The sequence below is a fragment of the Acinetobacter sp. NIPH 284 genome (assembly GCF_000369425.1).
Classification (GTDB): domain Bacteria; phylum Pseudomonadota; class Gammaproteobacteria; order Pseudomonadales; family Moraxellaceae; genus Acinetobacter.
On the sequence record NZ_KB850010.1, the window covers coordinates 409,221 to 424,661 of the forward strand.

Annotated in this window: 12 protein-coding genes and 2 pseudogenes; 2 read left to right on the plus strand and 12 right to left on the minus strand. The window is 39.0% G+C overall.

The features are described 5' to 3' along the window. Positions 1-5 precede the first annotated feature (5 nt). From F908_RS05085 to F908_RS05135, 11 genes and pseudogenes are all read right to left on the minus strand, one after another. The gene (locus F908_RS05085) at positions 6-2,024 is read right to left on the minus strand and encodes a M3 family metallopeptidase (RefSeq protein WP_005158442.1); all 2,019 of its coding nucleotides are present in this window, start codon (positions 2,022-2,024) and stop codon (positions 6-8) included. A gap of 58 nt (positions 2,025-2,082) precedes the next feature. Continuing rightward, entirely contained in the window at positions 2,083-3,897 is a 1,815-nt protein-coding gene (locus F908_RS05090; RefSeq protein ID WP_034602637.1) for an ABC transporter substrate-binding protein, read from the minus strand. A 14-nt stretch (positions 3,898-3,911) separates the two neighbouring features. Further along, positions 3,912-5,141: pseudogene (locus F908_RS05095) on the minus strand (ABC transporter substrate-binding protein); the annotation flags it as partial. A 3-nt stretch (positions 5,142-5,144) separates the two neighbouring features. Beyond that, complete coding sequence (locus F908_RS05100) at positions 5,145-6,113, minus strand: IS30 family transposase (RefSeq protein WP_228761473.1); 969 nt, start codon at positions 6,111-6,113, stop codon at positions 5,145-5,147. A 112-nt stretch (positions 6,114-6,225) separates the two neighbouring features. After that, positions 6,226-6,786 (minus strand): annotated as a pseudogene (locus F908_RS05105) (ABC transporter substrate-binding protein); the annotation flags it as partial. Positions 6,787-6,947: 161 nt separating this feature from the next. Further along, positions 6,948-7,613 carry a hypothetical protein gene (locus tag F908_RS05110; RefSeq protein WP_005158464.1) on the minus strand — a complete coding sequence of 222 codons (666 nt, stop codon included), beginning with the start codon at positions 7,611-7,613 and terminating at the stop codon, positions 6,948-6,950. Between the two features lie 249 nt (positions 7,614-7,862). After that, positions 7,863-8,507, minus strand: coding sequence for a dethiobiotin synthase (gene bioD / locus F908_RS05115; protein WP_005158468.1), 645 nt, complete (start codon positions 8,505-8,507; stop codon positions 7,863-7,865). After that, positions 8,504-9,256, minus strand: a complete 753-nt coding sequence (bioC, locus tag F908_RS05120) for a malonyl-ACP O-methyltransferase BioC (RefSeq protein ID WP_005158470.1) — start codon at positions 9,254-9,256, stop codon at positions 8,504-8,506. Before bioC ends, bioD begins: the two co-directional genes overlap by 4 nt. Then, positions 9,253-10,407 carry an 8-amino-7-oxononanoate synthase gene (locus F908_RS05125; protein ID WP_005158471.1) on the minus strand — a complete coding sequence of 385 codons (1,155 nt, stop codon included), beginning with the start codon at positions 10,405-10,407 and terminating at the stop codon, positions 9,253-9,255. Before F908_RS05125 ends, bioC begins: the two co-directional genes overlap by 4 nt. Beyond that, on the minus strand, positions 10,394-11,689 hold the full coding sequence (gene bioA, locus F908_RS05130; protein WP_005158472.1) for an adenosylmethionine--8-amino-7-oxononanoate transaminase: 1,296 nt from the start codon (positions 11,687-11,689) through the stop codon (positions 10,394-10,396). Before bioA ends, F908_RS05125 begins: the two co-directional genes overlap by 14 nt. A 311-nt stretch (positions 11,690-12,000) precedes the next feature. Next, positions 12,001-12,714, minus strand: a complete 714-nt coding sequence (locus tag F908_RS05135) for an alpha/beta hydrolase family protein (RefSeq protein WP_005158473.1) — start codon at positions 12,712-12,714, stop codon at positions 12,001-12,003. Positions 12,715-12,909: 195 nt separating this feature from the next. On the opposite strand from F908_RS05135, the gene F908_RS05140 reads away from it, so the two are divergent. Further along, complete coding sequence (locus tag F908_RS05140; RefSeq protein WP_005158474.1) at positions 12,910-13,488, plus strand: peroxiredoxin; 579 nt, start codon at positions 12,910-12,912, stop codon at positions 13,486-13,488. A gap of 51 nt (positions 13,489-13,539) precedes the next feature. Here the strand turns inward: F908_RS05140 and ftn are convergent, their stop codons facing one another. Beyond that, on the minus strand, positions 13,540-14,004 hold the full coding sequence (gene ftn, locus F908_RS05145; RefSeq protein WP_005158484.1) for a heteropolymeric bacterioferritin subunit Ftn: 465 nt from the start codon (positions 14,002-14,004) through the stop codon (positions 13,540-13,542). Between the two features lie 351 nt (positions 14,005-14,355). Here ftn and F908_RS05150 point away from each other — a divergent pair, with 351 nt between their 5' ends. Continuing rightward, positions 14,356-15,411, plus strand: a complete 1,056-nt coding sequence (locus tag F908_RS05150; RefSeq protein WP_005158489.1) for an SDR family oxidoreductase — start codon at positions 14,356-14,358, stop codon at positions 15,409-15,411. The last annotated feature ends 30 nt before the right edge of the window (positions 15,412-15,441 follow it).

The following is a 15,441-nucleotide window of genomic DNA, read 5'->3' on the forward strand; positions in this document are numbered from 1 at the left end:
CATCCTTATTTGACCCGTTGACCTGTAATTTCACTAAAGAAAGCTTTGTTATCTGGTTCTCTGCCTAAGAAATCTTTGACCAGTTGAGCTGCATTCTTTTGGCTGCCTTGAGATAAAATCGTTTGGCGGTAACGCTGACCCACTTCTGGATTATTCAAGTTATCGCCAAAAGCTGACAACATATCCAGAGCCAATACTTCAGACCACATATAACCATAGTAGCCCGCTTGATAGCCCATCAGATGTCCAAACTGCCCAGGAAATTCAGTATTCGGCACATAGCCTAAAGCGGTTGCGGATTCCATTTTTTTCCACACATCCATCGGCTGTACTTTGAGTGCATCAGCGCCATGCAATGCCATATCATATTGTGCATAAAGCGTTTGGCGTGCATACCCTAATCCACGTCCATAATTATGCACAGCTTTTAATCGTGCAATCAGTGCATCATCCACTCTCGGACAAGCAGGATCACAATAGTCAGCGACTTTAGATAAAGTTTCTTTACGGCGTGCCCATTCTTCATACATTTGCGATGGTGCTTCAACAAAATCACGCTCTACTGATGTTCCTGACTGACCTGAATAGTGGGTTTTTGACAAAATTCCATGTAAAGCATGCCCAAACTCATGCACAAAAGTTTCAAGCTCATTGCTGTTTAAACCTTTACGATTAAAATTAGTCACTAATACTGAAATTGGTTTACGTTTACTCAGCGTACTGCCCCCATATACGCCCCATACTGCTGCATGACCATATTTACCTTCACGTGGGAACTTATCCATATATAAGCTACCCAATATCTCACCTGTTTTTTGGTCTACAACATCGTAATATTCGACTTCTTGTTGCCACGTATCCACTTTAGCGGCTTTAAACTGAATACCATACAAATTTTCGGAAATTGCAAATAACCATTTCTGTGCGGCGAGTGTTGGGAAATAATCACGCAGTTTTTCTTGGTCAATCTGGTATTTGTCCTTGCGTAGTTTTTCGCTCCAATACCCCACATTCCAACGGTTAATTTCAGCTTTTTCCAAAGAAATATTTAGGGTTTTAGCTTTAAATGCACGTAACTCCTGCACCTCTTTTTGCTCTAAAGGTGCCACGACTTTATGAACATCTGCTAAGAAGTTATTCACTGTTTTTGGTGTTTTCGCCATGCGTTTCTTTAATGCCCAGTCTGCATAACTTGGCTGACTAAATAGCTGTGCTAATTCATAACGTAAGTCGACAATCTGTTTAAGCAGGACTAAATTCTTTTCTGTACCACGACGTGTAAATGCCGTTTGATAACGTTTTCTTGCATCATCACTGTCTGAAAGTTCCATAAATGGTTGATATTCAGGATATTCAAAACCCAATAAATAATTGCCTTTATCATTTTTCTTTAAGCCTGAAATATAACTTTCAGGTAGTCCCTTTAATTCGGCTGGCGTGAATTCTAATTTCTCTGGATTATCCCGGACATTACGAGAGAACTCTTGCGAAAGTTTGGTGAGTTCATCCAATATATGTTTTAAACGTGCTCGTTTTTCAGGTGCAAGCTGCACCCCTGTATCTTCAAATTGATCAAGAATATCTTGACGATATTTACGATCAATTGGATCTGTTGTTTTGGTATTTTTAATTCGTTGATACAACTTTGGGTTCTGATAAATTTCAGTCTGCAACTGATTGATTTTTACTTCACAATCATCAGCAGCCTTACGAAATTTCGCATCGGGATGCACATTGCTATATAAGCTAATTGGCCCAGAAAAATCCTCAAAGCTTGCCATCAATTGATCCCATTCAGCTAGAACAGATGCAGCTGTCGATTGCGGTTGAATGGATTGTTGTTCTAATTGAGAAATACGCTGTTGTAACTTGTGTAAATTCGCATCGCACCATTCTGCACTGTCATTCAGTTTAAAAATAGGTAAAACAGCAGATGTGCTTTCTGCCCACACGCCTTGACTCATCCCTGTGATCGCCATAGATAACAGACATAGTGTCGATCGTTTCAACATTTTTTTCGCCATTATTCTCTCCAATTTAATTCATCAATCATTTGGGTTTCTTGCGAACCCTTTTATAGGACTAAGGTTGCTTATCTTGCATATCAATGTACATCCACTCTGCGGGCAGAATCGGATGCTTTTTATAGCCAATCACTCGAGGTTGAGCCACGACAGTACGGTAACGGGTCGACATGAATTGTACAGGGGCATAAAACTCTAAAAGACGTGACATTTTGCGATATAACAAATTCCGTTCAGGACCATCAGCAAGTTTCAATGACTGTTCATATAAACGATCATATTCTGGCAATTTAAAACAACTATGGTTGGTGGCATGAATATTATTGCCATAAAACAACTGCACAAAGTTGTCTGCATCAGGATAGTCTGCAATCCAAGCGGAAGCTTTAAACATGGTTTTACATTGTTTTTCAGCCTTTAAACCTTCTGCAAAAGGCACAGGTTTAGAGACCATATTGACTTTGATATTGGCTAATTCTTTCTTTAACAGTTCTGCCATCTGCATACTGCGTGCACTGCTACTGGATGGCATAAACTCAATCACCAGTGGCTTGCCATTCGGCAACATCCGCCAACCATCTTTGCCCACTTTGTAGTTATAACGATCTAGTAATAAATTTGCTGCTTTGACGGAATACGGAATGCTGCTTCTATAACTGGGATCATGCCCCGCGATACCATAAGGAATCGGCGATTCTAAATTTTTGGCGTTTCCTTTGGCTAAAATGTTGATAAATTTCTCTTTAGAGGTTGCCATCGCCATTGCACGGCGTAAAGCAATTTTCTCTTTACTCACGCCACCGACCACAGGGTTTTGTATATTCCAATACAAATAATCAATCGAAGGGTCAGCAATACGTGAAAGTTGAATCCCTTTTTTTGCCAACTCTGGCTTTAACTGACCATCTTTTAAAGCTTGTGCAGGTAATTCACCATCTAAAGTAAATATATCTAGCCCATCTTTTTGGAAAGATAACCATCCTGACTGTGATTCTTCAATCACTTGAATATCAACCACACCAATCTGCGGCATTTTTTTGCCTTGCATTTGCTTTACGATTTTCTGATCTTCAGGATGGGTCGCTTTAAAATTCCATGTATAACCGCGATAATCAGGATTTGCTTTCAAAATAATACGCGAGCCTGGTGTCCATTGTACGAGAACATAAGGCCCTGTCCCTACAGGATGTCCCATCGCATAGCCTGCTTTATCACGATAATGTTCAATCACTTCACGCGCGACTGCCCCCGTTGGTTGATGTGCAAGTAGCATTGGAAAATTATAATTTGGCTCTTTTAATCGAATCACCAAAGTATAACGATCTGGTGTTTGTAGCCCTGCAATCGGCTGATCGTAATTAAATTTTCCATTTTTCGCTGCTTGCTGGATAGCACTATCTATTCCTGAGATACGTCCATCAAACAACCAACTGTTGGGTGAATGTAGATTTGGATCAAGCAAACGTTTAAAAGAATAGGCATAGTCTGCTGCAGTTAATTCTCTCGCTTTGCCTTTAAATACAGGATCAGGGGTGAAATAAATTCCTTTTTTTATTCGAATGGTATAGGTCAAACCATCGGTACTCACTTCTGGCAAAGCCACCGCCGTATTTGGAACGAGTTTTGCGGGTGAAGCTAAATAATCATAGGTATATAATGTTTCAAACACTGAATACAAAATATGTGCTGAATATAAATCTTGTACAGCAACAGGATCAAATCCAGTCTCAGCCACGGGAAAAGCATAACGTAACACTTTTTTTGGATCGGCAGGGCTTTTCGCTTCTGTAATCGTTACCCCTAGACTTAATGTTGTCCCCAATAACAGCACCAGACTAGTCCGTTGCATCGAAAGTTTAAAATTTTGCTTCATCATAAACACATCACTTATTTTTGATTTGGTGAAATAATATCTAAGTATTGCCAGTTGGTATTCATAATTGGATGAGCTTTAAATCCCTGCACATCAGGTTGAATCAACCAGTTCCGAATCCGTGTATCTTGTAAAATCCACGTTCCATCTGCTTCAATTTGGCGACTCATTTTTTCATAGAATGGCATACGTTTTTCAGGGGCTTGCTGCATCGCCTGTTTATATAAATTGTCATAAGCAACTGACTGATAACAGGATTGATTACCACGACCGACATTCGGACCATAAAGCAATTGCGTGAAATTTTCACCCTCTGGATAATCCGCATGCCATGCTCCACTCCACATCATGTATTGACACTGGGTTGCGGCTTTTAAGTTATCGGCAAAATTACTGACTTTAAAGTCTGCCCGAATCCCGATTGCATCTAAATTTTTCTTCCACAATTCAGAATACATCACGGAAGCTGTACCACTCTCGGTATTTATTTTTAAGGTTAAAGGCTTGCCATTGGGTAAATTACGATAGCCATCTTGGCCTTTTTTATAGCCAAAATGATCAAGTAATTTATTGGCTAAAACAGGGTTATAACCAATACTACTGCGATAATTCGGGTTATGACCATTAATGCCTGCAGGTACCAGCATTTCAGCCTTAACCGCCTGACCTTTTCTTAAGATACGAATATATTCATTGACATTAAAAGACATGGCGATGGCACGTCTTAACGCAATTTTATCTAGGCTATTCCCACCAACAACAGGATCACGCATATTCAACATTGAATAGGTGATCTCTGCCTCTTTATTGGCATACAAACGTATACCCTGCTTTTGCATTTCTGCTTTTAACTGATTATTTTGATCAAGCACTTTAGGAATTGCACTTGAAGTGACCTTATCAAAATCCAGTTGTTTGGACTGAAAAGCCAGCCAACGTGATTGTTCTTCTTCGATAATGCTGATATTGACTTTGCCAATTTGTGGCATACGCTTGCCACTCATTTGCTTGACGAGTTGATTATCCCAAGCTGTTCCAGTGGACTTAAAATTCCAAACAAAGCCGCGATAATCTGGATTGGCAATCAGTTCAATCTTGCTACGTGGGACATATCGACTCAACATATAAGGCCCTGTTCCCACAGGATGCATGCCTAATTGATCTTTATAATATTCAACCACTTCTCTAGCTGTCGCTCCAAATGTGCTATAGGCAAGAATATAAGGAAAATTATAATCAGGGCGAATTCAAACATGAGGTGCGACAGTTTCAAAAGCCTTATGATAATCAACAAGCTGAGCAAACTTCTCTAATGGTGTAAGCCAATCTAACGCTTTTCTAGGACGAGTATTCAGTGACATGGCAACTTGATTTAAATAATGCTGATCTGCCTGATTTAAATCAATTCCTTTAGGTAAATATTGCCTAATTAAACCATTCATATTTTCGCATGTGCCTTTTTGCCATGGTGAATGTGGGTCACAGAAATATACATCTATGCCTAAATCTTCTTCGAGTATTTTATGTTCTGACATCTCACGTCCACGGTCATAGGTCAACGTTTTACGCAGTTCTGCAGGTAAATATTTCAGAGCTTCAGTTAAAGCCTTGCGCACTGATTCTGCCTTTGCATCAGGTAATGTTGCCAAGATACAGAGCCGTGTATTTCGTTCAATAAGTGTTGCTATCGAACTTTTATTGTCTTTACCTTTAATTAAATCGGCCTCCCAATGACCCGGTATTTTTCTTTCTTGAACTTCGGCTGGGCGCTCATGAATAGTTTTAATATCCTGTAATATAGAATCTTTTTTAGGTTCACCGTTAGCTTTTCGCTTTTTATTTTCATGACGCAGACAGGATAATAAGTCTTTTTTCAACTCACCCTTTGGTAATGCTCGTATAGTTGAGTAAATCGTTGTATGGCTTACATTCATTGTTTGATCCAAATCAGGAAATGTCTTTAAACGCTTCGATATTTGCTGAGGAGACCATAAACAACGGATCGCTTCAACAATAAATCTCCAGAGAATTGAGTCGATTTTGAGTTTTCTGTGACCACGTCTACGTCTAGCGAAGGTGTTATCAGAAGCATATCGAGCTTGATAAACGTCATTGATGCTATTTCTTTTAAGTTCACGATAGATCGTACTAGGATGTCTTTTAATAAGTTCAGCAAATTTTCTGGGTGAAAAGCCTTCTTTTCTTGACTCAAGCATTAATGCAGTACGATCTTCAAAGTTAAGATGATGGTATGACAATTTTATATACTCCATAAACCCTTTAAATTAATTAGGTGGTTTATGTCGCACTTCAAGTTTTACTCTGCCCAGGTTGCGTCAAGGTAAATTGAATCGTATATTTATCCAGTGCTTTAACGCCGTCAATCTTGGCATCATAGTTAAATGTGCCCGTTTTTTTGGCTTGGTCCACCAGTGCATTTGCACCAACTAATTTGTTATCAATAAAAGAAAAAGAAGGCGCATGATTTTTAGGGTCTAATATCCGCTTAATGGAATAGACATAATCTTCAGCAACTAGCTCTCTACGCTTGCCTTTAAATGCAGGATCATCGGTAAAATAAATACCTGGCTTTATTTTAAATATATAAACTTTCCCATTTTCTTTGATCACAGGCATGCTTTGTGCCGTAGCTGGAACCAACTTGACAGGATTAGCTAGATAATCGTATTGCAGCAATCTCTCAAAAATAACATCGGCTACATTACCGCTATAAAAATTAAAAGTTTTGACCATATCAAAACCATCGTCAGGTGCTTCAAATGCAATTCGAAGCACCTTATCCGCTTGCGCTGGAGTTTTAGCGTTTCCCAAAGGAGCAAATACAATAACGGTTGAGAACAAAGCGACCGTAAAAAATTTAGACTTCAATTCAATGCTCACATTATCGTTTTTTAATAAATACTAGACTTTTAGATTGTATTCAACTTTATAAATAAACTTACTTTAACTATTTAATAATTCAGTATTTTTATCCAATCATTATCTCTTCTAAAAAATTTAACAAGCAATCAAAACATACTCTTGTTTATCTATTTTATTTCATTAATCACAATTGGAATCAGTTTACTGCTCACCTTATAGCCTTGTGGTTTGTTATTACATGCATCTCCAGTTACTGTCGTTCGAATCACATAAGGTGAATAAGGCATGACATTTAAATAACCCGAATTGTCTCGGCCAGTACGACAATCTTCTGCACCCAGTTTTTCATCGTAGCGACCGTCATAAGAAGATTCCTCCACTTCTGTAATCAGTTTGCTTGTCCACTGCGTGAAATAAACTAAGCTTTTACTCGACTCGACTGTGCCCTGTCCTGAACCAGCACTTTCAATTTCGATCAGTTGAATCGGTTTGCCTTTATAAACGGTTGAATGCACTTTAAAGCTATTTGATTGGCCACCAAACTCTTTTAAGATTCGAGCCTGTTTTAATTTTGGACGGGTTAATACATAACCAGCCCAAAAATTACGTCCTGCATTTTCAAAACTCACACTCGATAAATAGGCTTCTTCACCTGAGATCAGTTTTACGGCTTCGGTTGAATCGATATGAATGGCTTGAGGTGGATTGGCATTTGAATCTTGTAAATTAGTGATCCAACTAATGATGGTATTATCTTTGGGTACAGCAGCATGAGTTGTCGAGATTAGACCTGACAGGCAGAGGGTTATATAAATAAAATTCTTTTTATTCATTATGATTTCTCTTTAGTGATTAAATCTGAAAGCGGTCTTGACGGAGTCTCCCCCAGCTCTTATCCGATCATAGGGAAACCTTCTTACTTTTCAAAGATGAAAAGTAACAAAAATCTTTTGTTAGACTGACGGTACGTCCTGAGCAATTTCAAAACAAGGCTTTGAAAGCAGCGCAAGGCACTCTAACTTGGCGGCATCCTTACCGCCCATCACGATTACAGATATTTACTAGACAATAAATATCTAAAGCTATTTAAATTTTTCCAACTCAATCCATTCTGCTTCTGGAAAATGCTTTGTCAAATAAGCTTTTAAATAATCAGCCGTATCTTTAGAAATAAGTGGATCTTTCGACTCATCCTTTAAGTTATACACCAAAGCATGCAAATTCAAATCACGCTGCTTTAATGCCTCTAAACTCAATAAGGTATGATTAATACTACCTAAACGCCCAGAAGTCACTAAAATCACAGGAAATTGATGTTGAGCAATATAATCAATGGTCAACAACTCTGTGGTTAAAGGCACCATTAAACCGCCCGCACCTTCTAATAGCACCACATCAAAACGCTGAGCAAGCTCTTTAGTTGCAGCTTCGATCTTGGCAAAATCTAGATCACGCCCATCCAAACGCGTGGCTAAATGTGGCGAAGCTGGATAAGTAAAAATTTCAGGCATAGTCAATTTTTCATGATCTTCCTGAAACCAACCACTTCCCATAATTTCACGATGTTTTTCAATGTCTTCAGACACATCGACATTGCCAGTTTGCACCAACTTCTGGGTGATAACACGCTGCCCTTGTTCGGTCCAAAGTTTGGCAAGATAACCTGTGGCATAAGTTTTACCAATTTCAGTATCAATACCGCTGACAAAATAAATTGCTGCACTCATGCTATTCTCCGCGCAATCACATAGATCGGGTGATAAGTCAGGCTAAAACCCTGCTCACCATAAAACTGTTGATAATCTGCATAAAACTTCTGCAAGGATTGCTTGGTCCAGCGATGTGATTTCGCTGTTGCGGTCACGCCTGTCGCTTTTAAATGCTGCAATACCGATTTTGGATGATCAAAATAAATCTGCTTCACTTCTTGCTCAATGAACAGCACTTCAAAGTTTTGCTGTTCAAGCTGTCGTTTTAAAAACTCTAGGCTAATATAATTTAAGCCTTGCCCTGTCAACTGCTTAATTTCATTGAGATTATCTGACCCAAAAGTGGAAAAACCGAAATATGCATTGGGTTTTAAAGCATCATGAATTCGGTGCAATAACGTAGGTAGATCAGTCATCCACTGTAATGCTGAACTAGAAATCACTGCATCTAAGGACTGCGGTAAATGCAGTTGCTCAATATCTCCGATCAACCAAGCTATATTTTCAATCGTTGAAAAATGCTGATCTACATCCTCATAAAGATCATTTAAAAATAGTTGATCAACTTGAAAATAAGAATGAAATAAGTGAGTTAAATTACCCGAACCGCAGCCAATCTCAAGCACAGAGGCTAAGTTCTGCGGACAATACACTTTAAGGTATTTAAATAATTGTGCACTAATCTGTTTCTGTACCACAGCATGCTCGACATAGCTTTGCCCTGCTTTGGCAAAACGTTGGGCAACCAGTGCTTTATTAATACTCACAAACACTCCACTAGTTGTTGCAATTCATTTTTTTGCACCAAAGAGGTTAATGAAATTCGCAGGCGTGAACTATTTTGTGGCACTGTTGGTGGGCGTACTGGCATAGCATAAAAACCTTGTTGTTGTACATAGCGTGCTTTTTCAATGGCCGCTTGGCTTTCACCTACGATAACTGGAATGATATGACTGCTCGATGGGCTTGAAAAACCTTTTGCAATTACCGCTTGCTGTAAATACTGACTGATCTCGGCCAAGTGCTGACGCTGTTGCTGCATGCTCAATACTTTATTAAAAATAAAATCTGACCATGCCATTGAGATCGGTGGCAATGCGGTACTAAAAATCAATGGACGCATTTTATTGATCAGATAATCACGGATAATCGAATCACAAATGATATAACCGCCCACTGAGGCAATTGCTTTGCCAAAGGTTCCCACCAAGAAATCAATCTGATCCAATACGCCATATTTTTCAGCACACCCCAGACCTTGCTCTCCCCTAACCCCAATCGCATGTGCTTCATCGACATACAACATGGTTTTGGCAAAGCGCTGCTTTAACTGCACCAATGCAGCTAAATCCGTTTCGTCGCCATCCATACTAAAAATACTTTCAGTCACCACAATAATGCGTTCAACTTGTTCATCTTGATGATACTTTTGCAATAACTGTTCCAGATGCTGCAAATCATTATGGCGATAACGCACATATTGAGCATTCGATAGACGAATACCATCAATCATACTGGCATGTACCAATTTATCGGCTAGAATCACGGTTTTGCTATCACACAAGGCCGGCAAAATACCAATATTCATGTGGTAGCCGCTATTGAAAAGTAAAGCTGCATGACCAAAGGCTATGCTTAGGCTATTTTCAAATTGTTCATATTCTGCAAAATTACCCGTCAGTAAGCGTGACGAAGATGAACTAAAGAGCGCTCGTTCAATTTTCAGCGTATCAAGAAATTCTTCTCTTAAATTTAAGTCAGCGGCCAAGCCTAAATAATCATTGGATGCCAGATTCAACATGGTTCGATCTTGAATCGTGATCCATTTTCCCTGCTGTTGATTTGCAGTAAATTGGCGGAAATTACCTTGCTGTTTGAACTGATCAAGCTGCTCGGCATAATGATCAAGCAAGGACATTGGCATTTACTCCTTGCATATTTTTGACCACTTCACTCATCTGTGCTAATAAATAATGGAGTTCGTCATCTGTGATCACATACGGCGGCATTACATAGACCAATTTTCCAAATGGTCGTACCCAAATACCCCGTTCAACAAACTGTTGCTGCAAGGTTTTCATATCGACATTGCTGGTTAATTCAACCACACCAATCGCCCCTAAAACCCGTACATCCGCAACATGATCGAGCTGAGCTAAATCCGTTAATTGTTCAGCAAGAATCTTTTCAATCCGTTGAATATTGCCTTGCCAATCCTGTTCCACCAATAATTGGGTGCTTCTCAATGCTACTGCACAGGCCAGCGGATTCGCCATAAAGGTTGGGCCGTGCATAAACACACCCGCTTCACCACGACTAATGCTTTCAGCCACTTGCTTGGTGGTCAAGGTTGCAGACAGCGTCATATAACCGCCCGTTAAACCTTTGCCAATACACATAATATCGGGTTCAACTTGGGCATGTTCCCAAGCAAACATTTTGCCTGTGCGCCCAAAACCCGTGGCAATCTCATCGAAAATTAACAATAAATTATGTTGCTCACACAGAGCCTTGGCTTGGCGTAAATACTCAGGATGATAAAAACGCATGCCACCTGCACCTTGTACAATCGGCTCGATAATCAGTGCTGCAATAGTGTGATGATGCTGTTCGATCTGTTGTTTGAGTTGCTGAATATCGTGTGGATTCCATTCACCATCAAAACGACTTTGTGGTGCGGGTACAAAAATTCGATTCGGTAAACTTGTACCAAAAATTTGATGCATCCCCGTGACTGGGTCACAGACAGACATCGCATTCCATGTATCGCCATGATAGCCAGATCGGGTGGTAATAAAATTTGTTTTCGCGGGTTGATTCAACGCAGCCCAATATTGCACGGCCATTTTTAAGGCCACTTCTACAGCAACTGAACCTGAATCTGCATAGAAAATTTTATCTAAACTCGGCGGCGTAATTTTTAATAGTAATTTACCTAATTCAATTGCAGGGTCATGGGTCAGACCGCCAAACATGATATGCGCCATGTTTTGCAATTGGTCAGCAACTGCCTTGTTTAGTTCTAGATGGTTATAGCCATGAATCGCACACCACCATGACGACATACCATCAACTAAAGTTCGACCATCTTCTAGTTCGATGGTTGCGCCATAAGCACGTTTCACTTTAAAAGTTGGCAGTGGATTTAACATCGAAGTATAGGGATGCCATATATGTTCTAAATCAAATGGGTCTGTCATCCGTTATTTACTCTTCATCCTAAGCCAATTAAATTCATGGCAGTACCTACGATAATTGAGGCGGCATGGATGCCGCCTGTTAAGCTGTGGTATCAAGGATGTACCATCAGCTTAACAAGTGCCTTTCTTGCAAAGCTTCGCTTCTCATTTGGGCGAAACCAAAGTAAGTCTAGCTGAAAGCTTATCCTGAAATTAAATTAACACTCAGCACGCCCCGCCCTAACAGATTTAAAATTTGTATGCATAATCTTAAACGTGTCAAAACCTAAAATATATTGCGAGAACTTTCAATTCAAGCAAGATTAAACCGTCTATTGAATAAAATCTTCAATTATTTGCACAGTCTGCTCTACCATAAAGCATGGAAAGCCATGTGAAGCACCTTCAACAGAAACGATAGATAAATTATTTGCAGCTAAATCTTTAGTTTTTTGCATAACTTGGTAAGGAACTAAAGCATCATACTCGGCAAAGACATGCAACTGCCTACCTTGATAATTTTCATACAACTCAACCAAGTTTAATTGCTTTAGCAACTGTAACCCGCCCCTAAGCAATGCAATCGGTTGTGGACGAATCAATTTCTGCATAGCTATGAAATCTTTCTTTGCAGAACTTGCACCCTGACACACCAATAAACCAAACCGTTTTAGCGTGGTAATGGCATCCTGTTCAAATGATTGTTTAAATTGCATAAAGCTTTCAACAGGCATGGCAGTCATCCAATCTGCTTGAGCAACAAAACATGGATTCGACGCTAAAGTGATTAAAACTTTCTGTTCAGCATATTGTTGTTGTATTTGATTGATCAAGATTGTTGCCAGTTGTCCGCCAAGCGACCATCCAATAATCACATCAAACTTCACGGCAAGTTCGACATGCTGTTGCAAAACGTCATCATTCAAGACATTAAAAATATTAATCCGCTCAACACTATGTCCCTTTTGTTCTAAAGCCTCATGTAATGGCTTTAATAATTCTGCTCCACCGCCCCATCCTGTGATGAGTAGAATCCTATAAGTCACGCGCTTGCTCAATTCCAAAAAGTTGAATGCAGTATACTCTCCGATTTATACGAGTCATTATTTTCCTAATCAATTCCTTTCATAATGCTTTGCTCAAAAGACACCATAAAACGGATCAAAATTCTTTAAAGAATTTTCTAACCCATATGATTTCGAAATTTGCTAAAGTAGAGTCTATTACACTTTGAGATCAACATGATGAATACGATAAAGTCCAAAGTTATTATTTTATGCAGTTTGTTTTTTTTACTTGGTATCCCTAGCCTTAGTACAGCGCAAACTTCTATTTTTTCTAAGCAAAATACAGCTCAAAAAGAATGGGTTGGACAGTCTGCACCAGATTTTAAACTGCAAGATCAAAGTGGTAAATGGCACACTTTAAACCAATATAAAGGCAAGTGGATTGTACTTTATTTCTACCCTAAAGATGACACTGCGGGATGTACTCAAGAAGCGAATCAATTTAAATCACTTTATCCCCAATTCTTAAAGTCGAATGCAGTAGTTTTGGGTGTTAGCTTAGATGATGTTGCATCACATCAAAAGTTTTCACAAAAGCTCGGTTTACCTTTCCCAATCTTGGCAGATGAAAAAGGCGAACTTGCTGGAAAATTTGGTATTGTCAGAAACCTCGGGATTACAAAAATTGCCAAACGTGAGAGTTTCTTGATTAATCCTCAAAGTGCAATTATGTATCAGTACACAAGTGTGAAGACACAAACGCATGCTGATCAAGTATTAAAAGATTTAAAAGAAGCCCAAACTAAAAAATAATTCATAAATAAAAAACTCAGCAGGTGCTGAGTTTTTATTTATTCGAAAATCTTAAATTTGCGATTGAATATAATTTTGCAAACCAATTAATTCAATTAAACGCAATTGTTTTTCTAACCAATACGTATGATCTTCTTCTGTGTCCGAAAGCTGCTGACGCAACATATCACGACTAATGTAATCACCTTTATCTTCACAAAGCTTAATGCCTGTCGCTAGTTTTTCACGCACATGATATTCAAGTGCTAAATCAGCTTTTAAACAACTTACGACATCTGTACCCACATTGATGTCTTCACGATTCATATTCGGTTGAGCACCCAAAAATAAAACACGGCGAATGATTGCATCAGCATGTGAAGCTTCTTCTTGCATTTCATGATCAATACGCTCGTAAATTTTACTTAAGCCCCAATCTTCATACATTCTTGAATGAATTAAATATTGATCACGAGCAGCCAATTCACCGCCAATGAGCATATTTAAATAGTCGATGACTTCTGGATTGCCACGCATAATATTTACTCCTATCGAATAATAATATTATGGTGAACTTAAATCATATTTGCAAAATTAAATTGTGTAAGTTTATGATTTTTATAAAATTAAAATGAGAAACATACGCATTTACAGTTTTAATTCGCCTAATTTATCTAAATAAAAGAAGCATTTGCATATCATTTTAACCTTTTAAAATAGATAATCTTATTGAAAATCATTTGTTTGATTTTTTGTAACGATTCGCAATGCTTCTTATTCCACTGCAATTTTGATCAAAAAAGATTAAAAAATGACTGCTCGGCTGTTGTTTGTTTACACAAAATTCGGTAAATAACATCAATCACAAAAACACAATGCGGAAATAAAATGGATAAAAGTAAGCCAATTCTGGTCACGGGTGCAACGGGTTATATTGCGAGCTGGATTATCGAACGCCTGTTGAATCAGGGTTATAGCGTTCATGCCACGGTTCGAGATCCATCTAAGAAAAATAAAATTCAGCACCTGTATGATCTAGCAGATAAATCATCAGGACAAATCCAGTTTTACCAAGCAGATTTACTCGAACCAAATTCCTTTGATGAAGCTATGCAAGGTTGTGAAGTTGTTATTCATACTGCATCACCTTTTGTAGTCACTAACTATAAAGATGCCGTCAAAGACATTATTGAACCCGCAGTGAAAGGCACAGAAAATGTCTTAGATAGTGTAAATCGTACAGAATCAGTCAAACGTGTGGTTCTCACTTCAAGTATTGCATCAACCTATGGTGATGCGATTGAGATTCAAAATACTGCGAATAATGAGTTTGATGAAAGCCACTGGAACAATACGAGTAGTGAAACGCACCAACCCTATCCATATTCAAAAGTCGCGGCTGAACGTAAAGCTTGGGAAATGGCCGAGCAACAAAATCGTTGGAGTCTAGTCTGTATTAACCCTGCACTGGTGATGGGGCCATCACTCACTGATGCTAGTCAATCAGGCAGTATCGAAGTATTACAACAATTCGGGAATGGTACGACCTTATTTGGTGTGCCGCCAATGTGGAATGGCATTGTTGATGTTCGTGACGTTGCCGATGCACATGTGGCTGCGGCAATCAATCCAGCAGCAAAAGGCCGCTATATCGTGTGTGGTGGCACATTAAGTCTGCTCGACATGGGCAAAGCCTTAACGCAAAAATTCGGTTATAGATACCCTTTCCCACATTTTACCGTGCCTAAAGCAGCTTTTTCCTTGATCGCACCAGTATTTGGACATTCCCGTCAATTTGTAAAACTGAATATGGGTTATCCTATCTACTTTAATTCACAACGTAGTGTGAAAGATTTAGGGATTCAATATCGCAATATTCGTGAAAGTGTTTGTGAACATTTCCAGCAATTGCTTGATGATGGGATTGTGAAAAAATATATTTAACACACTAAAAGGCGGCATCAACATGCCGCC

Excerpts from the sequence above, each read along its gene's own strand:
- F908_RS05150 (WP_005158489.1), top strand. The coding sequence starts at position 14,356 with ATGGATAAAAGTAAGCCAATTCTGGTCACGGGTGCAACGGGTTATATT.
- F908_RS05125 (WP_005158471.1), bottom strand. The coding sequence starts at position 10,407 with ATGTCCTTGCTTGATCATTATGCCGAGCAGCTTGATCAGTTCAAACAG.
- bioD (WP_005158468.1), bottom strand. The coding sequence starts at position 8,507 with ATGAGTGCAGCAATTTATTTTGTCAGCGGTATTGATACTGAAATTGGT.
- F908_RS05085 (WP_005158442.1), bottom strand. The coding sequence starts at position 2,024 with ATGGCGAAAAAAATGTTGAAACGATCGACACTATGTCTGTTATCTATG.
- F908_RS05110 (WP_005158464.1), bottom strand. The coding sequence starts at position 7,613 with ATGAATAAAAAGAATTTTATTTATATAACCCTCTGCCTGTCAGGTCTA.
- F908_RS05090 (WP_034602637.1), bottom strand. The coding sequence starts at position 3,897 with ATGAAGCAAAATTTTAAACTTTCGATGCAACGGACTAGTCTGGTGCTG.
- F908_RS05100 (WP_228761473.1), bottom strand. The coding sequence starts at position 6,113 with ATGCTTGAGTCAAGAAAAGAAGGCTTTTCACCCAGAAAATTTGCTGAA.
- ftn (WP_005158484.1), bottom strand. The coding sequence starts at position 14,004 with ATGCGTGGCAATCCAGAAGTCATCGACTATTTAAATATGCTCATTGGC.
- F908_RS05140 (WP_005158474.1), top strand. The coding sequence starts at position 12,910 with ATGATGAATACGATAAAGTCCAAAGTTATTATTTTATGCAGTTTGTTT.
- bioA (WP_005158472.1), bottom strand. The coding sequence starts at position 11,689 with ATGACAGACCCATTTGATTTAGAACATATATGGCATCCCTATACTTCG.